The 23286-nt window shown below is 28.8% G+C and carries 28 protein-coding genes and 1 pseudogene; 9 read left to right on the top strand and 20 right to left on the bottom strand.

What is annotated here, in order from left to right; translation table 11 throughout:
• Positions 1 to 62 precede the first annotated feature (62 nt).
• The 3 genes from ACWPW7_RS03280 to ACWPW7_RS03270 are packed head-to-tail and all read right to left on the bottom strand — an operon-like array spanning position 63 to position 2782.
• Positions 63 to 1340, bottom strand: a complete 1278-nt coding sequence (locus ACWPW7_RS03280) for a radical SAM/SPASM domain-containing protein (RefSeq protein ID WP_454052339.1) — start codon at positions 1338 to 1340, stop codon at positions 63 to 65.
• Positions 1341 to 1346: 6 nt separating this feature from the next.
• A complete protein-coding gene (locus tag ACWPW7_RS03275) occupies positions 1347 to 2210 on the bottom strand; it encodes a class I SAM-dependent methyltransferase (protein WP_454052338.1) in 864 nt (287 codons plus the stop codon).
• On the bottom strand, positions 2207 to 2782 hold the full coding sequence (locus ACWPW7_RS03270) for a class I SAM-dependent methyltransferase (protein ID WP_454052337.1): 576 nt from the start codon (positions 2780 to 2782) through the stop codon (positions 2207 to 2209). Before ACWPW7_RS03270 ends, ACWPW7_RS03275 begins: the two co-directional genes overlap by 4 nt.
• 565 nt (positions 2783 to 3347) lie before the next feature.
• Between ACWPW7_RS03270 and ACWPW7_RS03265 the strand changes: the two genes are divergently transcribed.
• Positions 3348 to 4088, top strand: coding sequence for an RNA-guided endonuclease TnpB family protein (locus tag ACWPW7_RS03265; RefSeq protein ID WP_454052336.1), 741 nt, complete (start codon positions 3348 to 3350; stop codon positions 4086 to 4088).
• 5 nt (positions 4089 to 4093) lie between these two features.
• Entirely contained in the window at positions 4094 to 4492 is a 399-nt protein-coding gene (locus ACWPW7_RS03260; protein ID WP_454052335.1) for an RNA-guided endonuclease TnpB family protein, read from the top strand.
• Between the two features lie 313 nt (positions 4493 to 4805).
• On the opposite strand, the gene ACWPW7_RS03255 is transcribed toward ACWPW7_RS03260, so the two are convergent.
• The 6 genes and pseudogenes from ACWPW7_RS03255 to ACWPW7_RS03230 form a co-directional block, all read right to left on the bottom strand.
• Entirely contained in the window at positions 4806 to 5438 is a 633-nt protein-coding gene (locus ACWPW7_RS03255) for a type 1 glutamine amidotransferase family protein (protein ID WP_454052334.1), read from the bottom strand.
• A gap of 108 nt (positions 5439 to 5546) precedes the next feature.
• Positions 5547 to 6495: pseudogene (locus tag ACWPW7_RS03250) on the bottom strand (helix-turn-helix transcriptional regulator).
• A gap of 247 nt (positions 6496 to 6742) precedes the next feature.
• Positions 6743 to 7522 (bottom strand): SDR family NAD(P)-dependent oxidoreductase, encoded by a 780-nt coding sequence (locus tag ACWPW7_RS03245; protein ID WP_454052333.1) that lies wholly within the window; start codon positions 7520 to 7522, stop codon positions 6743 to 6745.
• A gap of 52 nt (positions 7523 to 7574) precedes the next feature.
• Positions 7575 to 7877: an acyl-CoA reductase gene (locus ACWPW7_RS03240; protein WP_454052332.1), complete on the bottom strand. Its 303-nt coding sequence runs from the start codon at positions 7875 to 7877 to the stop codon at positions 7575 to 7577.
• 38 nt (positions 7878 to 7915) lie between these two features.
• Positions 7916 to 8935, bottom strand: a complete 1020-nt coding sequence (locus ACWPW7_RS03235) for an aldehyde dehydrogenase family protein (RefSeq protein WP_454052331.1) — start codon at positions 8933 to 8935, stop codon at positions 7916 to 7918.
• Positions 8935 to 10068: a LuxE/PaaK family acyltransferase gene (locus ACWPW7_RS03230; RefSeq protein WP_454052330.1), complete on the bottom strand. Its 1134-nt coding sequence runs from the start codon at positions 10066 to 10068 to the stop codon at positions 8935 to 8937. Before ACWPW7_RS03230 ends, ACWPW7_RS03235 begins: the two co-directional genes overlap by 1 nt.
• 414 nt (positions 10069 to 10482) lie before the next feature.
• On the opposite strand from ACWPW7_RS03230, the gene ACWPW7_RS03225 reads away from it, so the two are divergent.
• The gene (locus tag ACWPW7_RS03225; RefSeq protein WP_454052329.1) at positions 10483 to 10746 is read left to right on the top strand and encodes a glutamate ligase domain-containing protein; all 264 of its coding nucleotides are present in this window, start codon (positions 10483 to 10485) and stop codon (positions 10744 to 10746) included.
• A gap of 99 nt (positions 10747 to 10845) precedes the next feature.
• Positions 10846 to 11142, top strand: a complete 297-nt coding sequence (locus tag ACWPW7_RS03220; RefSeq protein ID WP_454052328.1) for a hypothetical protein — start codon at positions 10846 to 10848, stop codon at positions 11140 to 11142.
• 49 nt (positions 11143 to 11191) lie between these two features.
• Here ACWPW7_RS03220 and ACWPW7_RS03215 read toward each other — a convergent pair whose 3' ends face one another.
• From ACWPW7_RS03215 to ACWPW7_RS03200, 4 genes are all read right to left on the bottom strand, one after another.
• Entirely contained in the window at positions 11192 to 11578 is a 387-nt protein-coding gene (locus ACWPW7_RS03215) for a hypothetical protein (RefSeq protein ID WP_454052327.1), read from the bottom strand.
• Between the two features lie 257 nt (positions 11579 to 11835).
• Positions 11836 to 12039, bottom strand: coding sequence for a hypothetical protein (locus ACWPW7_RS03210; protein WP_454052326.1), 204 nt, complete (start codon positions 12037 to 12039; stop codon positions 11836 to 11838).
• A 199-nt stretch (positions 12040 to 12238) separates the two neighbouring features.
• A complete protein-coding gene (locus ACWPW7_RS03205) occupies positions 12239 to 12499 on the bottom strand; it encodes a hypothetical protein (protein WP_454052325.1) in 261 nt (86 codons plus the stop codon).
• An 84-nt stretch (positions 12500 to 12583) separates the two neighbouring features.
• The gene (locus tag ACWPW7_RS03200; RefSeq protein WP_454052324.1) at positions 12584 to 13528 is read right to left on the bottom strand and encodes a DNA cytosine methyltransferase; all 945 of its coding nucleotides are present in this window, start codon (positions 13526 to 13528) and stop codon (positions 12584 to 12586) included.
• Between the two features lie 145 nt (positions 13529 to 13673).
• Here ACWPW7_RS03200 and ACWPW7_RS03195 point away from each other — a divergent pair, with 145 nt between their 5' ends.
• The gene (locus ACWPW7_RS03195; RefSeq protein ID WP_454052323.1) at positions 13674 to 14501 is read left to right on the top strand and encodes a hypothetical protein; all 828 of its coding nucleotides are present in this window, start codon (positions 13674 to 13676) and stop codon (positions 14499 to 14501) included.
• A gap of 71 nt (positions 14502 to 14572) precedes the next feature.
• Here ACWPW7_RS03195 and rlmH read toward each other — a convergent pair whose 3' ends face one another.
• From rlmH to ACWPW7_RS03160, 7 genes are all read right to left on the bottom strand, one after another.
• The gene (rlmH, locus tag ACWPW7_RS03190) at positions 14573 to 15052 is read right to left on the bottom strand and encodes a 23S rRNA (pseudouridine(1915)-N(3))-methyltransferase RlmH (RefSeq protein WP_454052322.1); all 480 of its coding nucleotides are present in this window, start codon (positions 15050 to 15052) and stop codon (positions 14573 to 14575) included.
• Between the two features lie 200 nt (positions 15053 to 15252).
• Complete coding sequence (locus ACWPW7_RS03185; RefSeq protein WP_454052321.1) at positions 15253 to 15888, bottom strand: hypothetical protein; 636 nt, start codon at positions 15886 to 15888, stop codon at positions 15253 to 15255.
• Between the two features lie 147 nt (positions 15889 to 16035).
• On the bottom strand, positions 16036 to 16698 hold the full coding sequence (locus tag ACWPW7_RS03180) for a hypothetical protein (protein ID WP_454052320.1): 663 nt from the start codon (positions 16696 to 16698) through the stop codon (positions 16036 to 16038).
• Between the two features lie 307 nt (positions 16699 to 17005).
• On the bottom strand, positions 17006 to 17503 hold the full coding sequence (locus ACWPW7_RS03175) for an SEC-C metal-binding domain-containing protein (protein ID WP_454052319.1): 498 nt from the start codon (positions 17501 to 17503) through the stop codon (positions 17006 to 17008).
• A 95-nt stretch (positions 17504 to 17598) separates the two neighbouring features.
• Positions 17599 to 18168, bottom strand: a complete 570-nt coding sequence (locus ACWPW7_RS03170; protein WP_291569040.1) for a GerMN domain-containing protein — start codon at positions 18166 to 18168, stop codon at positions 17599 to 17601.
• Between the two features lie 59 nt (positions 18169 to 18227).
• Entirely contained in the window at positions 18228 to 19013 is a 786-nt protein-coding gene (locus ACWPW7_RS03165; RefSeq protein WP_454052318.1) for an MBL fold metallo-hydrolase, read from the bottom strand.
• A 64-nt stretch (positions 19014 to 19077) separates the two neighbouring features.
• Positions 19078 to 20337 carry a UDP-N-acetylglucosamine 1-carboxyvinyltransferase gene (locus ACWPW7_RS03160; RefSeq protein WP_454052317.1) on the bottom strand — a complete coding sequence of 420 codons (1260 nt, stop codon included), beginning with the start codon at positions 20335 to 20337 and terminating at the stop codon, positions 19078 to 19080.
• A 427-nt stretch (positions 20338 to 20764) separates the two neighbouring features.
• Between ACWPW7_RS03160 and ACWPW7_RS03155 the strand changes: the two genes are divergently transcribed.
• The 4 genes from ACWPW7_RS03155 (at position 20765) to ACWPW7_RS03140 (ending at position 23269) form a co-directional block, all read left to right on the top strand.
• Positions 20765 to 21307, top strand: coding sequence for a hypothetical protein (locus tag ACWPW7_RS03155; RefSeq protein ID WP_454052316.1), 543 nt, complete (start codon positions 20765 to 20767; stop codon positions 21305 to 21307).
• A gap of 268 nt (positions 21308 to 21575) precedes the next feature.
• Positions 21576 to 22127: a 2'-5' RNA ligase family protein gene (locus tag ACWPW7_RS03150; RefSeq protein ID WP_454052315.1), complete on the top strand. Its 552-nt coding sequence runs from the start codon at positions 21576 to 21578 to the stop codon at positions 22125 to 22127.
• A 26-nt stretch (positions 22128 to 22153) separates the two neighbouring features.
• Positions 22154 to 22648, top strand: a complete 495-nt coding sequence (locus ACWPW7_RS03145) for a dUTP diphosphatase (RefSeq protein WP_454052314.1) — start codon at positions 22154 to 22156, stop codon at positions 22646 to 22648.
• A gap of 183 nt (positions 22649 to 22831) precedes the next feature.
• On the top strand, positions 22832 to 23269 hold the full coding sequence (locus tag ACWPW7_RS03140; protein ID WP_454052313.1) for a DMT family transporter: 438 nt from the start codon (positions 22832 to 22834) through the stop codon (positions 23267 to 23269).
• The last annotated feature ends 17 nt before the right edge of the window (positions 23270 to 23286 follow it).

Raw genomic sequence — 23286 nt, 5'->3', positions numbered from 1 at the left:
CTTCTATAGACTAAAAAAGCTGTAGTTTTATCTACAGCTTTTTAACAATTCACGTTTAAATGCTATTTATGCAAATCCCTATAGTATTTGGGATATTTATCACTTTTATTTTTATCACAAATACTTATTGCCTTTTCCTTATTAAGTGGCAGCATACCTTCTGATTGCTTAAATACTTCTTTATTTACCTTCTGGGCAAAGCACCCTATTTTAGGTTTACCAATATAATTTTTCATTTCAATCCAAAGGCTTTTTATAGACTCTTCTTTTACATTTCCAAAATTCATAGGTACAAAGTCACAAGGATACAATTCTCCTGAAGTACTTATATAGGAATGTTGATTTCCTGCACCGCAACCAAATTTAGCTTCACTTTCTGTATACGCAAAAGTTGTTATCTTAGGTAAATCACTTCTTTTATTTGCCTTATGTTGGATTTTTATAAACTTTTCCCTATCATTCTTATTATAAAATACATTGTTTAATTGCTTTTCAGTTAAAAGATTTCCGCTTAGTATAGGTTCCAGTATTTTTACTTCATGGGCACCATTATCTTTTGCAAGCTTAAATAACCTAAACAGTTTTTCCTCATCAAGATTCTCCTTTAATACAACTGTTTGTGCCATAGTATACAGCCCTGACTTATTTGCATTTTTAAGTGCTTCAAGTGCATAATCAAAAGCATTTTCACTGTTTCTATTCTTATTATGTTTCTCTTTATCATAAGAATCTAAGCTTATTCCTATACCAAATAGTCCACTATCCTTTAATTTTTTTGCTTTCTCATAACTTAAATTAAAACCACTAGTAAACAAAATTGATGTGCTTCTACTATCTATAGCCCTTATAATATCAAATATATCTTCACGTACTAAGGGCTCTCCTCCTGTTATTCCAATAATAGGTACATTCATATCTTGAAGCTCCCCTATAACCTTAATCCATTCTTCCTTTGTTAATTCCTTTTCTGCTGCCCTATTTTTTGCACTGCAATAAAGACAATTATTAGGACATTTACTTGTTATACATAAGTACATAGATATAGGTGCAGTTCTTTCAGCATACATTTGCTTTGTGAATATATTTATAGGCTCATCTACTGCTAAGATATTTTGTATAAATGATTTAGATGGAAAAGGTGGAAAAAAGGTGCTCAATATGTACTTATCCTGATGCTTCACTATCTTCTCTCCCTTTAAAATACCCTTCATCATTTTTATGTATTTTAATAGGGTGAATTTCTCATCTTCTTTTAAAATATTATAAATTTCTAATAGGCTCTTTAGAACATTTTTATCTATAGCCATTTTTGCCATAATCTTTAAATTATTAATACTCATTTATTTCTACTCCTTTCTAAAGACACCATATGCAAATTTATGATTTATTTCATAAGCTCCATTTTTATATTTTTCTTTTTTTATTTTTTCAATTATCAAAGGTTTAACTTCATTGTAGTTCTTAAAAATCTTCCTAGTTCCTGCCGCCGCCCCAGTTATATTTAGCCACTGTAAGAGTTCCTCTGGTTCTTTAAAATTAAAGAATACCTCACCTTCTTCTACCTCCAAAGCTCTAAATCCGTATTGGCTGCACCATTTAACTAATCCTTTCTTTCCTTTAGGTAAATTTAATTTTATATCCATAGGTTTAATTACTTCCTTTTGTTTCTCACTCATAACCTTCAAAAAAATACTTTCTATTTTATCCAAAGTTCCTTCAACATTTGTGATTATTGCTAATATACCTCCTGATTTTAAAACCCTGTTGAAAAGCTTTAATAATTCATTATGATCAAAATAAGAAAGTGCCCAACCAAAAAATATAACATCATATTTTTCATTAGTAGTTTTTAAAAATTCAATACCATCGCTCTGAATAGCTGTCACTCTAGGATCATTGATATTCAAAAGCTTCTCTAGCATTTTATTTGATTGGTCTACAGAAGTAATTTTATATTTTATGGATTTGTTTAATAAACTTTTTGTTATGTAGCCTGTCCCACAAGCAAAATCAAGTATTTTTAATTCTTTATCTATTTCTATGTACTTTGAATGGATAATATTGTCTGTATATCTACTCATCTCTTTAAGCCAAAAATGATATGTATCTGAAACTTTATCATACTCTTCCCTATAGTCATCCCCGCTTACAACTTCTTTTTTTATAAGCTTATATCCAATCTTTGAGTAGAACCATATTTTATTTATCATCTTTTCTCTCCTACAAATATAAAATAATACCTCTTATCATAAGCCCCTTGTATGTAAAAATATTCCTCTAATAAATTCCTAACTTCATCCTTCGTTCTAAAAAATAATCGTCCAAATAAAATAAATTCAAATGCTCTTAGTAGCTTTGTTTTAATATGTTTTCTATTAAAGTCCAGCATAACTATCTTTCCACCACACTTTAATATCCTATTTATTTCAATTATAAGGTCTTCTTGTTCTTTAATATGATGAAAAACATCACTTAATATTACTATATCAATAGAATTATCCTCAAATGGAGTTTTCAAAGCATTACCCCTTATGCATACCAAATTTTCCCCTTGATTTACCATTGAAAGCATCTTCTTACTTTCATCAAGTACATATACAGCCTTACAACTATTACAAATATACTGAGCTAACCTTCCAGTTCCCCCGCCTATATCTACAACTACTTCATGTTCATCAATATTTGCAGCAGACTTTATTTCTTCATGTTTATATAAATTAAACATAGCCATAAATTTATCATAATACTTGTACACCTTATCAAAATCTTTTATTTCTTTCATACGCACCCTTTCCTCAGTAATTAATATTGTAAGTCATTATCAGTCGTTCTTTTAGATTTATATCTCGTACCTGTATTTTAGGTAAATTATGCAAGTGCTTTTCCACTTTATTATACCGCAGTTATATATATAGTATATTCAAAATATTATGATTAAAGTATACCTTGTTATCGTAAGTTAGTATTGAATATGATAGATTTGATGATAAAGACTTTTTCTAATCTTTATATTATTAGAATAATTTTAAAGCATGCTATTTTTTATCTAAATTCAACGATTTAAGTTATAATAAAAAATATTTCAAATTATCCTTAGTTTTACTATTGAAATTTGAAGAATCCCCACGCGCTCTCGTGACTTCAGCCATGAGTTAGTTGCGACATATTTAGAATAAAAATATAGTATAAATATGTATATTACTTGTTCAATTAATATATTATCATAATGCATGAGGTAATTAATACATGTCAAAAGTTCACAGAGGTTATATTTATTCAATAGAATATTATATTGTATGGTGTGTAAAATATTAATAAAAGATATAGAAAAGTGGTGAAGTTTATCTATGGAAACAAAAACAGTAATAAAAGGATATAAGTATAGAATTTATCCAACTAAAGAACAGGAAGTACAATTAGCTAAAATATTTGGTTGTTGTAGATTTGTTTATAACAAAATATTAGCTATGAAAATAGATTTATATAAAAATGAAGGTAAATCTTTATCTAAAACGGACTGTAATAATTACTGCAATAGAGGGCTAAAGAAAGAATATTCTTGGCTTAAAGAAGTAGATAAATTTGCATTGACTAACTCTATTTATAATTTGGATGAAGCTTATCAAAATTTTTTTAGAAGAGTTAAAGAAAATAATGATAAAGTTGGTTTCCCTAAGTTTAAGTCAAAGCATAATCATTATTATTCATATAAAACTAACTTTACTAATAATAATATTAAAGTTTTATTCAAAAATAATTTAGTTCAACTTCCTAAACTAGGTAAGATTAAAGCTAAGCTACATAGAGAATTTGAAGGTAGAATATTATATGCTACAATTAGCAAAGTTCCTAGCGGTAAATATTATGTTAGTTTTAATGTAGAATGTGAGCATAATATATTATCTAAAAATGATAATAAGATAGGAATAGATCTAGGTATTAGAGATTTGTTAATTACAACAGATGGTGAGCCAATTGATAATCAAAAATTGACTTATAAATATGAAAAGAAATTAGCAAAATTACAAAGACAATTATGTAAAATGCAATTACACAGCAATAGTTACAAAAGCAAACTAATAATATAGCTAAATTGCATGAAAAAATAAGTAATAAAAGGATTGATAATCTACATAAAATATCTTTACAAATTATAAGAGAAAACCAATTTATATTTAGTGAAGACTTAAATATCAAAGGTATGGTTAAAAACCCTAATTTATCTAAGGCAATACATGATTGTGGATGGCATGAATTAATAAGACAGTTAACATATAAAGGATTATGGAATGATAGAATATATCCTAAAGTTGATAGATATTTTGCTAGCTCACAGCTGTGTTCGCATTGTGGATATAAAAATGAAGAGGTAAAAGATCTAACACTTAGAGAATGGGATTGTCCAATCTGTAAAGTACATCATAATAGAGATATAAATGCTAGTAAAAATATATTAATGCAAGGGTTAAAAGATTTAAATATAGGTTTATGATTATATAAATATAATAAAGTAGGGTAGGAAGTATCCGAATTAACGCCCATAGACATAGTAGGTTACGAGGTGGATGATGTGGGAAAATCTAAGAGTGATCTTAGAAGCACGTGACTTTAGTATGTGAGCTTCACAACCATATGGGAATAACTAAAACTATTGAATTTAAGAAATAATATATAAAAGGACATTTAAAAAGGAGTGAATATGCTTTTTATAGCCTACTACACTCCTATTCTTTTTACAAATTGCAAGTTAAAAAGTCCACAGGTTTTGAACATATTATATTCTAAATTGTTCTTTGTTCTATTCCTTATTTATTCATTGAATCTATTAATTCAAAGAAATATTTTGCCTCTTGAGTTTTATAAACATTAAACCACGCCTGTAATGTTTCTGATTTAAATACATCTAACACTTTCAATACTTGCATAGTAAATTCTAATGGTGCTATTCCAGATGCAGTAATTAAGTTCTCATCTGTCACCGCTGATTCAAACTTATAATATTTTTCTCCAATATAATTAGGCACTATCATTTTAAGATATTCTAAATCATTACTTGTATGACTTCTAGAATTTAACAATTCTCTCTTCGCAAGTCCTACTGTTGCTCCGCAAATAGCTGCAACTACATTACCTTGCATTAAGGCGTTTTCAGCTTTTTCTAATACAGCATCATGGATTGATTCTGTCCATGTGAATCCACCTGGTAGAATTAAAGCATCTGTAGTTTTAAGATTACATTCATCAAGAGAGATTTCTGGTAACACTTTTAGTCCTCCCATTGTGGTAATAGGGCTTTTATTGTTTCCTACCGTAATTACTTGTATAGGTTGTACTCCTTTTTTAAAATATCTTCCCGAGTTTAATTCTGTAGTTAAATAACCTATTTCCCAGTCTGACATAGTATCAAAAACATAAAGATACACTTTTTTTATATTCATAATATATGCTCCTTTTATATCTACTTTTACATCTTATTTCAAATAACTTTGCTGTTTACATAACTTATTATAAAACAACTTCACTGACAGTTTTGGTCAGTGAAGTTATTAAATTTTATAATATTTAATTAATTCTAGTAAAGTTTCAATAATTTTTTCCTTTAAACTTAATGGTTCAATTACTTGAATAGATTTGCCATATGGTAAAAGTAAATATGGTACATACGTATAAACTATTTCCTCTTCAAGTAGAAATATAACTTGATTTGAAGTTCGCTCTTTAAAATGATGTCCTAAAAGCCAATGTTGGCATAAAACTTGTCCTGCCGCCAATAACTAAATAAATGAACTTTTTCTTATCTTTTACTGAATCTAATAGTTTTTCCATAAAAAATTTACTTGCTGAAAAATCTTGTGGTTGATTAAACTTAATCTTTGTTTGAGCAATATTATAAATCCGATCTACTCTAAAACTACGGATTTCATTTCGTATATGACAAAAACCTACTATATACCACTTATTACTCCAGTAAACTAGCCCATATGGGTCAATAGTTCTACACTTTGATTGTTCTTCTTTACTTGTATGATATTCAATTTCTATAGATAACCCATTGACTATGCTATCCTCTAGCTTCCTCGATACTGGCTCTATATGCGGTTTTCCAATTGAACTTATTACTTCAACTCCTTCTAAATACTGCTTAAGCATTCTTTCCTGTTCTTGATTTGAATACATTTTTAGCTTCGATGTTGCTCTTTCTAATGCTTCATCAAAAATTTCCTGCTTATTTTGCAAAAATAGCAGCATGAAGTAGTGCTGTTTGTTCCTCAACATCAAAAAGAGAGGAGCTTCAATAAAATTATTCAATAAAGTGTATCCTCCATTATGACCTGTATCCGATATAATGAGTACTCCACTGGCTGAGAGTGTATCAATATAACGATAAACAGTCCTTATATTAATCTCTAACTTTTCAGATATTTGCTTTGCAGTAATTTTTTCTCCAGATTTTAACATCCAAAGAATTGCCATCATATTATCAATTTTAGTTATAGAATTTCCCGTCCTCATTCTATACTATAAAACTTATTAAATATAAACTTATTATTTATAGTTTGTATTCTTATTATCCAAATTTTTATATTACTTTTATCTTTAATATCTTTTTCCAAAAACCTTATTTACTTATGGCACGGTTCACCATATCATATTCTAAATCTATTTATCCTTTTACTTCTTTTCTTTAATTGTTAATGTATCCAAAATGCTTTAGTGTTCCAAACGAAACGTCCCCGTGGCATTATAGGCTACTATTTTGAGTTTGTACCCACTTAATAAACTTATTTCTTTGCACCTTCACATATATTGAAGTCATAAAAGGAAATACCCTAGTAAAACCTCTTGAGATTGCAAAGTATTTAGATGGATAGATAAACCTCTTTTCATTCTTGATTCCTGTTATTACACTATGCGCCACTTTTTCTGGTCCTTGGACTGAGCATGGTATTGGTGCTTTATCAGCAGCATTTTTGAAAAAGTTTGTATTTGTAGCTATAGGATAAACTAATGAAATTATCTCATTATCTCTTACTTCATTCATGAATACCCTCCCAAAGCCATTAATTGCATACTTTGTAGAGCAGTATAATGAATATCCCGGTAGAGGAATTTCGCTAACAGCTGAGCAGGTTATAACTACTGAATATTTTCTATTTCCATTAAGAACCCTCATTTTCTCTACAGAATATATTGGAGAAAAAACATTTGTACTAAATATTTGCTCTATACGCTCCCAATTTGCCTCTTCAATATTTTCGCAAAAGGCAAAACCTGCATTTGCTATAAAAATATCTATTCCTCCCAGTGTCTTTACTGCAAAATCAAATAGCTTATCTACCTCTTCTTTTTTTGATACATCACATGCAAAAGGAATTATCTTATCTTTTACTTCAGGTATTTTAGAAATATTTCTTCCAACTGCTATTACCTTTATATCATATAGCTGCAGCTGCTTTAAAATTTCTTTTCCTATTCCTGATGATGCTCCTGTTAATATTATTTTCTTGTTATTTAAATCCATGACCAATTTTCTCCTTATCACTATTTATATTTTGATTTATAATGAAATAGGTTTAGTAATTTAACTGATTACTAACTATAGAAGTCATTTCTTTTAAATTGTGAATTCCATCATGAGAAGTTCCAGGATAATGTAGTGGCATTTCACCTGGTCTAGTTACTATGCTAACGCCTAACATAGTCATCTTCTCAATAAATTGCTCATCTGTTCCTTTATATCCCATAGTTTGTAAATACTTCTTAAGGTTATTTTCAACATATTCATATACTTCTTCGCTATCACTATAGGGACAAACAAATATAAATCTATTGAAACACCTGTCTATATCATTCTTATCAGGCATTGTACTATTCAAAATAACAGTGTAATCCGCATTGTACGATGAATATACTGCTACATCTTGCTTTTGTTAATTCCATACTTTAACAAGCAATATTGTCTATCTTGCAGTGTCTTGATAGAACTCCAGGGATTTAAATATGATTTTGGAAAGCTTAATGAGAGTTTTTTCAAGCTTTCTGCAACACTTATAGCAAATAAATTAGTATCTATTTTATTGTTTATAAATATTAATCTAGGCGATAAGCATGCTTTTTGTTCCCAGCATATAACATCTTTTGCTACAGCTTCAGCAAGCATATTAATATCTTCCGCCTCATCTATAACTTCAAAACTAATTTTTGCTCCATGCATTATTAAGTGACTATTATACTTAGCACAAAGTTCTGCCATTATTTTACCTGAATATTCACCTCCCCAATGTATTACACAATCTACTTTTTTAACTATAGCTTCATATATATCTGAGCACTCACTATTAAAATATACTACTGCCAATCTTTCATTTATGTCTGGATCAATCTCACATAAGCTCTCATAAAACGCATTGGCAAAATATGGCTCATCACCGGATACCTTTACTAAATTGCAGTTCTTTGATAACAGTCCCATTGAAATGCTCATAGGAATTACTACAAATGCATTCCCTGAAATATTATGGAACATAACCCCTCTTGGTTGTCTGTGAACTTCTCCATAGCTTGTCTTAATCCACTTATCCAGCACGTCTATATTTCCAAGTTCTTCTGTAATTGTTCTTTCCAAGTTTTCTCTTAAAAGCATATGCATAGAACTTTCAAGTTCATATGTTATAAGTTCTTCACTTTGGCTTAATATATGAGCTAAGATTTCTATATGTTTTTTAGAATATTCCCTATTTAACCATAACTTTGCACACTTATCTAAGATTTCGATAGTCTCTTGCACAGGAATATCATGTACTTTGTTTTTATTTGCAGTAAGTCTATCTATTTCACAAAGAATCTGATTCTCGTCTGAAGAAATAAGCTCAAGATTTATATCATTAACATTTTTGGATAATACAGTATTTCCACATGTATATTCAACTTTCATTATTCTTCCCCCTTTACGTTAAGTGTAGCTCCGCATCCTTTTGCTTCTGAGCCTTTTACTCTACCGATAAGCCTTATTGTCATAAGCTTCTCTTTGCAATCAGGGCACTCATCTATTGAAACTATTTCACCAATATCATCTACTAATATTGACGCTCCGGCAAAAGAAAGGGTTCCATATGCATTTAACATTTGTATAAACCCTCTATCTCCAGGATTATGCAGTGGTTCTAAAGTTTTAATATCCCTTATTATAACCTTACCCCATTTGGGAACATGAAAAAGATAATCTTTATATTTTTTTGAATAATGCCCGATAATAAAGAAAGTGTTTTCTGTAAAGGAATAAGAATCAATGAAGTTTTCTTCTGGTACTCCAAGAAAATCAGCAACTGTTTCAACAAATTCTTGCTTTCTTATAGCTGTACCATTACTTATGGTTCCTTTTTTTCCATCCCAGCCACCACCTCCAGTTTGAATTAATACATTTTTCCCAAGGTTGAATGGTGGCATTGTTTTTTTCAGTAGATTTATTGTGTTAAAAAGTGAAAGTGCAGATCCTCTTATAGAAAGATGTTTATCCAATTTATCATTACTAACTAAAAACTTTTTAAATGCATCTATATCAACAACTAAATTATCTCCTTCCGGCTTTATAATGAAAACTGTATTTTCTTTAAAGCCAAACATATCCAAAAGATTCCCCATATATGATTCTGTCCTCTTGCCGTATATTACTTCACTTTTATATTTTTTCATAGTATCAGGATCTGGAAAAAAGACACATTCCTGCTCAGTATCAGGTCTTAAAGATTTATTTTGAAGTTCGTTAAATTCCCTTATCTGCATCATGTCGCACATACGTCTTCCTACTACACTTGGATCACCACTTGTGCTACTTGATACTGTCCACTTATCAATTGTATTTATAGGTACTTTAAGTAAATTAGTAAATATTCCAGCTGACTTTTTAAATAGTGTAGTTGTTATAAACGGAACTCTTTCCACGTCTTTTTCAGAGTTTAAATTTATAGTAGGATTAAACCCTTGACTATCACATAACAATTTATAAGCCGGACATTGAGAATACTGCTCAACTAAGCTGACTTTTAAGTCTTGATAAAACTTTTCCATAATTATGCCTCCTTGTATAATCTCTCTTTATCATTAACTGACTGGTCAGTTTAGTTATACTCTTAGTTGCCAATTTTTTCAAAATCCATATACGTCCTCAAATGGTTATATAAGTAATTTAATTAATGCTTTTTACTTTTTCCTCCATTTCACTTATTCTTACATATATACCTATATGTTGAAATAAAATTACTTTTAGACTTTACATTGTCCTCCATAGTTCAAGCAGTACTTTAAATAAATAATACATTTTTTAATAACTGGATAATTTTATCAAGGAACATTAGATATTGAAAAGTTTAAGGGCTATAGTTGAATATTATATAGATAATAAGATTGAATTTCCTTTTGACATGGAGTATAAGGCAGAATTGAATTCAAATACACCTGAATATTCATCATTTAAAGTATTAAATGGAGATAAAGAGTATAATTACTGCCTTAGAGTTAGGTGTTGATATAGATGTAATAAAGAATTCCTTTGAAAATTTTAAAAGAATAGGAAGAAGACTAGAATTAATAGCAGATGTTGGTGATATTAAGATTTTTTATGACTTTGCTCATCATCCTACAGCAGTAGCAACTACATTAGATCCAATTAAACTTAGTCATCCAATAAAAAAGGTTTTTGCTGTTTTTGAGCCCCATCAATTTTCAAGGACAAAGCTATTTCTTTAATTAGTTCGTTATAGCATTAAAGAAGGCAGATAGAGTTCTTATTACAAAACCTTTTTAGGACGAGAAGCAAATAAAGACATAAAGCCTGTTAATTTAAATATGCTATGTAATAAAATAGATATAAATAAAGCGGAATATATAGAAGGCTCCGATAAAATATGTAGTAAAATCCTTAGTGAAGCTAAAAGTGAAGACACAATTATAGTTTTTGGAGCAGTTGAATTTTATTTGCGATGCAGTATTTCCACTTGCAAATATAGCCTTAACCAAGCTATATCAATGGTTAAGGCTAAAAACCCTCACTTACTTATGATATGGTTCTCCGTATCAGTATTAAATAAGGTTTTCTTATTAAATATACTAAGAATATTTGTGTGTACTCAATTAATTGTATGATAATTCAAATTTAATTACATCCATAATCAATAAAAGAATACCATGAATTCTACTTAATTACTTTTCCTGATATAAAAAGTTTTTTATTTTGAGAAATATAATCAAGTTTACTTAAGCTTGATATTTGAATTGTATCCTTGTTAAGGACAATATACTCTGTTCCACTACTCATAGTTTCTATTGAAAATTTACTAATTAATGCTTTATCTTGAATACTTGAAATAACTATATATGTACCAGTTTTATCAACAAGATGATTTGAAGGAATCATGCTATATATATTACTTATAACTCCGATTACAACTATAAAATGTAAAATAACTCCTACATATTCATTAATTTTTACTGGTATTTTATACTTTTTATTTTTATAATTTAAAGCATCTTGAGCTAATTTTCTAGATTCTTTTGAATAAAAAGGTCGAATTAATTTCAAATATATACCACTATACGTAAACAATAAAGGTAAGAGCATAAAGAAGGTAAATAAATTATTTATAATTATTGAATTTACAACAATAGAGCATATTATCACATAGATAGAATAGATACTTCTTTTTATAAATTTAGTAAAGTTTATTATTCTAATAATTTCTAAACCTATAGTAAACAAAATTATAACTATTAAACATATGATTTCAGGTAAATAGTCTAAAGATTTACTAGAAATCATTCTAAATGCAAATTCAGATTTTACCCCCACAAATTTAAGGTAATAATCTTAATTGCGACAAAGATTGCCAAAAATGTATTTAAACCTAAAGTTATTAGTTTCCATTTATTTTTTTTAATCGCTAAAAATAATTCAGTTATTGGGTCTAAATCACTTTTTTTAGTCATTTTACTTTTTCTTTTCGTATTAGTTGTATCTTTATTACCTTTTTTATTTCTTTTCATATAATTATACACCTCAAATATATTAATCGTCCAAATCCTAGTTATCTTTTAAAATCAAAATAATGTCTAATAGAACTAGATAGTGTTATCACATATAAAATTAACGAAATTTCTCAAATTAATAATATTATACCATATATAATTTTACTTTTTTAATTTATTCTTAGTTGTATAAGCTATAAATGTTAATTACAATATCTTATATAGCAATATCTAAATTCAACGTATTTATTCCAACATTTCTTAACATAAAAGAAGAAGGGGTACCCTCAATAGATACTCCTTCTTCCTTACTTAGATAATCAACTAGACTATCATTTATCTTAAGTTTTATTGAATCAATTTCCCTTAACTTATTAATTGTTATTTTAAATATTATTATATGTAACAACGTCTTCTGCTGTTCTCTACTTAAACTTTCTGTTAAGTCTCTGCTAAAACTTTCTAATACCTTTATCATAGCTTTTATAAATCACGTAGACTGATAGTGTTACTATTTAATTTAACATGATGTTAAATTAGCTCTATTTACTACTGTAACTTATTATTTAGATATTAAACATTCTTTTAACTTTATTGCTATAGCTTCTGCCAATTTTACTGGTACTGCATTACCAATCATTTTATAATTTTCATTTATTGATGTGCCTAAAAACTTAAAGTCATCTGGAAATGTTTGAATTCTTGCACATTCTCTTACCGACATCCTTCTTACTTTATTAATACTCTCTTTTTTAAATTGCCATTTATCTTTATCTATCTTCTCCATTTCCGGACTATCCGGATGTATCTGTGTCTGCCTACCACTTGCTTGAACTGTAAATGCGACTTCATTCCAACCTCTTTTTCTATTTCTACTCATAAATATAGGTGAAAATGATCCTTCCATCCACTCACCTGGATTATTTCTTAAATCACCAATAGCGTTTTCTAAAGTTACGTAATTTCCTTCTTTATTTGTAGGTTCAGGAAACTCGTATGAAACTTTCAAATCATTTCTAACTCCTACTATAAAAACCCTCTCTCTGTCTTGAGGTACTCTATAATTTTTTGCGTTAACTACCTTATAAGTTACAGTATATCCCGCCTCTTTAAACATATCTACTATTTCATTAAAAGATTTTATATGAGCTTTAGATACTATACCTTTAACATTTTCAGCTACAAATGCTCTAGGTCTTTTGTCTTTTATCACCCTAACATACTCATAAAATAATTGACCTCTACTGTCTTCTTTTCCCTTCATGGCTCCGGCTAACGACCAAGATTGACATGGCGGTCCACCAATAATAATGTCACATTCTGGTATTTCTTCTGACTTTATATCGGCTAAATTCTTTATTATCAATTCAGTATTTTTATGGTTATATTTATAAGTTTTCTCAACTTTTTCATTGTTATCATTTGCCCATATGATGTTAAAACCAGCATTCTCAAATCCTAAATCTAGTCCACCACATCCGGCAAATAAAGCTACTGTTTTTAACATAACTTTACTCCTCCCTATTTCACATTATATAACTCTATGTATTATATCATATACTTATTTATTCTAAAAAATAATCATTAAATTTAACTTGATGGTATAATATAGTAAAAACCATACTGAAGAAAACTTATGAGAGGTGAATAAAATGTCAAAAAAGAGTGACTTGCTAGAGCAAAACATAGCTGACTTAGTATGTAATTATAATACTATCCCATCCACTATACCTTCGTGGATGAAAGAACTAGGAATAGTAGCTGATTCTGAAATAATTAGTTCTCGTCGTATAGGAGCTGAAAATAAAAACAACAAAACCGACGTACTTATTACTTTGAAAAACTCTGTCAATATTAAAATATCAGCAAAATTAAGCTCTGCTGATTATTTTGGTAATTGGTATGGTCATGTAAGATTCTTACAAGAGTTCGGCAGTGACACATTCAATAAACTTACTAAAGATGCAACTGACTGGGCTAACTGGTGGATTACACAAACCGACGTACCATTTGTTGGAGTTAGCATTTGCTTTGGTAAACGTTCCGGTAATACTGCTAGAAAATTCCTAGATATCTTTTCTCCGGAAGATATTTTATCGATAGTTAAAGGTTTTGAGAGTGACGATAGTGATGCTACTGCAAATTGCATGTATATCTCATCTAAATCACCAACTAGCCTAGAGGAATTACTTAACAATTTATTACCAATAACATTAGAAACTATTGAACAAGTTGTTGGCGAATTCATGATTGCATATAGACCTATTAATCCAATCACGGAAGGTACTAATAGAGGTAAAAATGTTTATACTCAATTTATCCCTTACAATAAATTGGACAACCCTACCAAAATAATATCACCTAAAGAAATTGAAACATTAGGTGAGTTTGAAGTTGTAGAACCCAATAGATTGAATCATAATCATATCTTAGACAAGTTAGAATCTGAATACAATATACTAATTCCGAGAAAGAAATAATATTATAGGTAATGATATACTATTGTATATTATTACCTATTAGTTTCATCTTACTTTAATAAAAATACCCGTTATTTATGATACGGTTCCCCCTTAATTATCCTAAATCCTCTATAAACTTGCTCTAGTAGCATCATTCTAAATAATTGGTGAGGGAAGGTCATTTTAGAAAAGCATAATTTGTAGTTGGCTCTGTTTAGAACTTCTTGTGATAGACCTAGGGAGCCTCCAATTATGAAGGTTATATCACTTTTGCCCATGGTTCCTAGATCTTGTATGTAGTTTGAGAATTCTTCTGAGGTTAAATTTTTGCCTTTTAAATCCAGGGCTATTACGTACATATTATCTTTTATTGATTTTAGGATAGCTTCTCCTTCTTTGCTTTTTATTTGTAGTTCTTCTTTTTCTGAAGCATTGTCTGGTGTTTTTTCATCTGGTAGTTCTATTATTGAAAGCTTGCAGTATCTTTGAAGTCTTTTTGAGTATTCATATATTCCATCTTTTAAATATTTTTCTTTTATTTTTCCTACGGTTATCACTGTTATGTTCATAAGTTTCTCCTTATAGTAAAAATCGCTCACACAATATTATAGCATAACTTATTTTGTGTTTATTATCTCCTAATATTAGTCTTAGTTATTGACTACTCTTTTAAAAAAATTTTACAATCAAAATTAATCCCTAGGGCTTTTGCTAAAGACCCTAGGGACTAATTTTGATTTTTTATTTTTATTATATATTAAAAACTTAATTAATTTCCACTGTTTTTTTCACAACTATATCGGAACTCAGGTTGTGTTTGAATATAATAGCCATTTCTTACATGGCTTATCCAATTCTGAAAAATTTCTTTCCAATCATTTCTTCTAAAGAAATCCCCAATTGGTTGATTAGAATCCCATTCTAAAAGTAGGAATGGTCCTATTCCAAAGGCCCAAATGCCATTTTGCTCCACATCTACTTCCCTAATGAGAAGAAGTGGAAGTCCAAATTGATAAGCCATAGCTGGTTCAATCTGAGCAAATGGACTACCTTCCCATATAGTCTGGTCTTGAGGCTGACCAAGATTATTTTCTATAACATTAACTTTTCTTTGCTTTAAATTAAGTGCCACCAATCCATAACTAGATGAAATCATTCGACGTATATTAGTTAACGGCGTTTCAGTATATTGTTCGCTGATTGGTAATGTCCTTGGAAATAATAAAGCCGTTCTGATTTCTCTAATTAAAATATTTACAAATTGTTGTTGAACACTATTAAGTCGACTCGGATGACTTAGAAATACTGGAATTCTATATAAAAGACTTGCTGATTCTCTCATCAATTCACTTGGTTGCTGATATTCAATATTATTTTTGCTTTCAATTTTGTTATCTTGTACCATTTATTAATCTCCCCCCTTTATTAACTTATGAAAAGGAGATAAAAATGTCTACTTTGTTTTAATGATATAAGCTATTATAGTTTTTTAATAATTTTTGTAGAAGTTTCTTTTAAAATATACTAACTACTTGATGCAGATGTTCATTAATTATGATTCCTCATTAAAATTTTTAAGATTCTCTAAGTAACATAATTTATCGAGTTTTTGTAGTATGTCTTTATATTTTTTATTTATTAAATCATTATCATATAAATCTCTATACTGAATATTTTCTATATCAACTTCTATAATTTTATCTACATTTTCACCATATAGTTTTATAAGTATATTATAATAATCATTTTCTATTTGTTTTAGTATATTTTTGTCATAAAAGTTGCTTCTAAGCACATCATGGTTTACCTTTTCTATTATTCCATACAGCTGATATATATAGCTTATATCATTTAAGTTATATTTTTCTATCAGACAAGAAATGATATTAGGATAATTTTTGTTTATGGGTATTATATGATTGTAAGCATTCTTTCCACTTTTTATATCTTTAATAGTTCTAATACTTTGAAATATTGCAGTAGCTATGTCTAATCTTATATTGTTTACATACTTACAAATTTCTTGAGTGTTAATTTCTTCTTGGTATTTTCTATTTTGTTCCCTAAGCTTATACTGCTCCTCAATAGTTCTTTCTGTAATCTTCTTATTTATAATCCAATTTAATAAAGCTCCTATTAATGTTCCTGTAAGTACAGATGCTGATGATATTAATGGGATTATTAAATTATCCTGTACAACAAATAAATATTCCACTTCCTCCACTCCTATCATTTAACACCTATAGTTTTTATGAATTTTACATTATTTATTCAAATACTAATAATAAAATTAGTAAAAAATAAAAAGCTGTGACACAGTCACAGCTATTAGAACTAAAGATAAAATTATGATTATTCACTTCTTAAAAATATCTTAGTTTCTTCCAATGTATCTTAATTAATTTTCTACAAAACAAAGAATCCCTATAAAGCTCTTTTTATTTACAGGGATTATTAATCTTTCACTGAATTTTATAATTTAAATATCAACAAAATAATTCCATTAGGAAATTAGATTTAAATTATTTTCCACAACATTTTTTGTATTTCTTACCGCTTCCACAAGTACACGGATCATTTCTGCCAATCTTTTCTTCTTTAACTATTATTTTAGAGCTTCTCCACTCTTTAGTTATCTCTTTTCTCTTTTCTTCTGAGAATATTCTGTCCCATTGTGGTAAGCTATATAAGTAATCAGCCTTTGATTCTAGCATGTTGAAATATAGCTTGTCAAAGTTAATTTGAATTTCAATTTGTGAATCAGCTTCTATGCTTTCTAAATCTAATTCTTTTTCTAAGCTTTCATTTATTCCATCTAAAAATCCCATGAAATGAACATCTGTTACTTCATGCTCTTTTGCTAAATCACTAACCTTTCCACTTACTTTTCCTTCAGGATTAGTTAGAACCTTACTATATATAAGGGTTTCTATTTTAGCATACTCTTTCCAGAATGCTGGTTCACCATTATTTCTTACGAACTCTACTACGTAATTAGTCCAAGCATTATATAAACTCATGTTTTTATCTCCTTTATGCATAAAAATATTATACCTTTGTTGATTATACTTAATTATAATAAATATTTAAATTTCTTTCAATATTTATTATGATTTTATCGCTTACGCATTCCATCTATTTCTTGTTTCGAAAACGGCTTAGATATATTATAATTTCCGCCTAAACTTTCTATATTCTTATTTTCAACAGTAATCATTATTTGCTGTATGGAAGGTAGTTGAGTTAAGGATGTAGCTATACAAGTTAAGGTTGTCTTCTCCTGCTCTGGAGACATTGTAACTTCTGCTACACTGCTTAAATTAACATAAGCTATTCCTTCTTTTATTGAAAAACTAAGTAGTCTTGTTTCCTTAGGAAGAATAGATTTAGATTCACTAACAACAGCTGGTCCTTTTATAAGCTCCTGCATTATTATTTCGCCTACTAGTTCTTCCTTATTAACAAGTCTTTCTTCTTTAGCTATCTTTACATCTTTATCATTTTTAGAGCCATCAAAATAAAGCTTTATATCAATATATTCACCTTTTTCTGATGGTAATTTTAAATTTTGAAGCTTTTCTTTACTTAAAATACTATTTCTATCCTTGCTTTCAAAACTACGAAAAGCTAATGCTGCCAATGCTAAAACTAAACATAATGCTACTATTAATACTTTTTTATTCATAACTTCCCCCTTATTGCTCAATAACATTAGCATTTATTAAGCCTCTTGCTCTTAAAATATTATAATGACACAACTTCACTATGTCTATCTCTATGTGCCATAGTAATAGTTATATCTCTTCCTACCTCTATTGAATTTTCTCTTAAAAGACTTAAAACTGTTTGATATGCTAATTGTGGATAGTTATTTGTATTACTTAAATGCCCTAAATAAATAGTTCTTTGCTTTTCATTCATTATTTCCAATATAGCCTTACCACAAGCTTCATTTGAAAGATGGCCAATATCACTTAATATTCTTTTCTTTAGTACATAAGGATAGGGTCCAAATTTTAACATTTCAACATCATGATTGCTTTCCAATAGCAATATATCAGCATCTTTTATAACAGATTTCACACTTTCAGAAAAGTGACCTAAATCTGTAGCAATACATGCCATACCTTCTTTAGTATGAAATGCATACCCTGAAGGATCTACAGCATCATGTGATATACTAAAAGTCTGTACTGTCATATCTTTAATTTCTATGTATTGTTTATCTATTATTTTAATATTCTCTTCTTTTATCTTACCTATTTTATCTTTCATGGCTTCCCATGTTAATTCATTAGCATATATGGGCATATTATATCTTCGAGACATAACCCCTACGCCTTTTATGTGATCTGAATGCTCATGAGTAACAAATATTCCATCTATATCCTTAGGACTTTGATCTATTTCCTTTAATTGCGTCTCTATATTTTTTCCTGGTACTCCTGCATCCACTAGTATTTTTGCATTATTACTTGAAACAAAAATACTATTCCCACTACTTCCGCTAAACAATGGACAAAATATCATATAATTCTCCTTTGCCTAGTATCAAAAAACTAAAGTACCGAAAGTTAGTAATTTGCTTATACTACTACTCAAATATTTCTCTAGTTATATCTGCACCAAGCATTTTAAATTTTTTCTCTATATTAGGATATCCTCTATCTATATGGTGTATTCCTTCTACTGTAGTCACACCTTCTGCTACAAGTCCTGCAATAACTAATGCTGCTCCTGCTCTTAAATCTGTAGCTTTCACATGAGATCCTGTAAGCTTTTCAACTCCATCAATTATAGCAATTCTTCCTTCAACATTTATATTAGCACCCATTTTTTTTAGTTCATCAACGTGCTTTAATCTACTTTCATATATACTTTCATTTATAATGCTTCTTCCATTTGATATAGTCAGTAAAGTACTCATGGGCTGCTGAACATCTGTTGGAAATCCTGGATAAGGTAACGTTTTTATATTAACCCCTTTAAGTCTTCCATTAGACTTAACAGTGACCATGTCATCACATTCGATAACTTCTGCACCCATTTCTATAAGCTTTGCTGATATGGATTCTAAATGCTTCGGAATTACATTTCTAAGTGTTACTTCCCCTCCACAAGCAGCTGTTGCAATCATAAATGTTCCTGCCTCTATTTGATCTGGAATTACAGAATAATTGCATCCTGTAAGTTCATCAACGCCTGTAATTTTTATTAAATCTGTACCAGCACCTTTTATATTAGCACCCATACTATTTAAAAAGTTTGCAACGTCAACAACATGTGGTTCTTTAGCCGCATTTTCTAATACAGTTGTTCCCTCAGCAAAAGTAGCTGCTAGCATAACATTTATAGTGGCGCCTACGCTTACAACATCAAAATAAATACTAGTTCCAATTAACTTGTCAGCTTTTGCACTAACAGCACCATGTTCAATGGTAACTTTAGCACCTAGTGCTTCGAAACCTTTTATATGCTGATCAATAGGTCTAACCCCTATTGGACATCCACCTGGAAGCTCAATTCTTGCTTCCTTAAATCTACCTAGTAAAGCTCCTAAAAAATAATATGAAGCTCTCATTTTTCTCATATCTTCTGTGTTAGCATTTAAGCTAGCTACATTTCTACTATCTATAGTTATTGAGTTTTTCTCTCTCTCAACATTACATCCTAATGATTTAAATATTCTCTCTATACAATTAACATCTTCTATATCAGGTATATTTTCAATACAACAAACTTCTTTACTTGCCGTAATAGCCGCTGGTAAAATAGCCACTACTGCATTCTTTGCTCCGTTTATTTCTATTTCTCCATACATGGATTTACCACCATTAATCACTAATTTTTCCATTACGGTATCATCCTCACTATTTAATATATATTAAAGTTTCTCATCAAATTCTAATTTAAAAATTTACATTACAATATATTATATCATATACATATGATATTTTAACATTAAATTTTAAAATGCATAGCTTTTAATTTCCCATTATAATATAAAGCCTATGACCTATATATGCAAGAGTTATTATGTATATATATTTCGTAATTTTTACTTTATTTAGGGTATCTTGAAAAAATAATTTAATTATACTGTCTTGTTATTTTTTTGAAGATGGCTAAATACAATTTATCTTAAATATGGTATAATGTTTTATTATTATAATTAAAATAGTTTTTGTGTAATATATTATAAGATGGCTTTAAAAAATAATTAATTATTCTTTAAAGTTGCATACTATACATAAAAACCTTTGGGTTATGGAGGATAACTTATGAAATATTATTTAGTTGCACTATTTGATGAATCATCATCTTCTGGAATTACGGAGCTTCAAAGAAATATAAGCAAAAGATATAGACTTTACAAAAATACTCCTGTACTTCATATACCTTTAGGAGTTATAAATAATAACGATATTGATAAGCTAGATGGTGTTCTTACTAAGATGTTAAGTCCATATAAAAAATTTAAAATAGGTATAAATAATAATATCATATTTAATGAGGACTCTAACATGGTAGGACTAAAGGTCGAAGATAAAGGATATATAAATCGTATTTCTAGAAAATTGTTTGATACTTTATCACTGTATGGAGTTAACATTAAAGAGTATAATGGCTCCACTTTTAATATACCTATTTCTAATGCTAATCACTCTATTAGAAAAGCATCAATGAATGGAAATCTTTGTATAGATAATAAAAAAAGTAAGGAAGATTTCTATAAATTTATAAAAATAAATAGAATTGAGATTTGGAAACAAATGAATAATAATAAAGATATAGTTAAATCTTATCCTTTAAAAGATTTTTAGTTGGCAATTTGAAATAAGGCATATTCAAAAAATAAACAAGTCAGTATGCTAGACTATTTTGTGCCATACTGCGTCAGCAGAACCCATTGATAGCTCTACTATCAAATGAACCTGCTTCCTTGTCTGACGCAAAATAGTCGTCACATCTTTGACTTGTTATTTATTTTCATATGCCTAAAATAACTAGTCAAAAATATGGCACAAAGTACTTTATCATATTGACTAGTTATTTTTTGAATATGCTCTATCTTAGAAAGGAGTATTTCTTATGATTTATTATTTAGTAGCATTACTAGATGATTCTTCTTATAAGTATATTGAAGAAATACAAAAAGAAATTTGTTATAATTATAAACTTTTTGATAAAAATGATAAATTACCTAAGCTTCACATTACTATAGAAGTTATAGACGAGCCTGATGTGGACATGCTTATAAAATCATTAAAAAACATACTAAAGAAATACTCTTCCTTTGAAGCTAAATCAGAGGGTGTGATTTGCTTTGATCCACCCTATAAATCTGTAAATTTAAAGATACGAGATTATGGTAGAATATTAAAGTTATCAAAGGATATTAATCATATATTAAAAAAGGGAAAATTTAAGGTAAGAGAAAATATTGAAAATTATGATCTTCATATTTCCCTGGCAAACAGTTATTTTTCCAATAAGCAATGGAGTGATTTTGAATATGCTTCTGCTTGTAGTTTTGCTAAAAATAATGATAGAGATTTTATAATTAAAATTAATGAATTACAGCTTTGGAAACCTGTAAATGATGAAAGTGAAATGGTAATCTTTAAATTTCCTCTTACTTAACCTTTTATGAAAGGTGGTAAACACAAATGAATTTTAAAAAACTATTTGAAATGCAAGAAAAACTAGATAATAGAATTGAAAGTGAACATAATTTACAAAATCAAGAGTTATTCTATAAAAAGATATTGGCTCTTCAAGTTGAAGTAGGGGAACTAGCTAATGAAACTAGATGCTTTAAATTTTGGAGCTTAAAAAAACCTTCTGAAGCTTCAGTAATCCTTGAAGAATATGTAGATTGTCTTCATTTTATTTTAAGTATAGGAATTGAGACTAATCTTCAAAGCATTAAATTTAATCAAAACTTAGACTTTAAAGATAACTCTGATATTACTGGTATGTTCTTAAGTCTTAATGAAAAAGTAAATACTTTTGCTAAGAATAAATCAGAAAAAAGTTATATAGATTTATTTGAACAATTTATTCTTTTAGGAAATGCATTAGGATTTACCAATAAAGATGTTGAAGAAGCTTACTTAAGTAAAAATGAAATAAATCATAAAAGACAAGACGAAGGTTACTAAAACATATGAAGAAGTAACTAGCCAAAGATGTATCATATATTTTACATCATAGAGCTCTAATGACACGCTATGACGCAAAGTAGACGAGCCTACTTATTAGTTATTTTTTCAATATATCTAATATATCTAAATTAATATTAATCCTAATATTGGGAAACACTATCTTTAAGGATGGTGATTTAAATGTTAGGTATAATAATAGCTATAATTTCAGGTATAAGTATGAGTCTTCAAGGTGTTTTTAATACAAGACTTTCAGAAACTGTTGGACTTTGGGAAACAAATGTTATAGTTCAAGGGGTTGGTCTTGTAGTTACATTTATAGTAATGCTTTTAGCTGGTGATGGTAACATGAAAGCTGTAAAAGATGCTAATAAAATTTATTTATTAGGAGGAGTTTTAGGCGCTGTTATTATATATACAGTAATGAAAAGTATATCAACCTTAGGAACTACTTACGCTATAGGGATTATTTTAATTGCTCAATTGACTGCAGCAGCATTTATAGATCATTTTGGTTGGTTTAGTCCAGATGGATGTAATGCAGTATGTGGAATCAAAGAGATTATAGGAATTGCTATTATGATAGTAGGTATTATAGTATTTAAATGGAAGAGTTAACAAAAGGTGTGATGAGG

The sequence above is a fragment of the Clostridium sp. Marseille-Q7071 genome (assembly GCF_965112025.1).
This window is presented reverse-complemented; position numbering and strand designations above follow the sequence as displayed.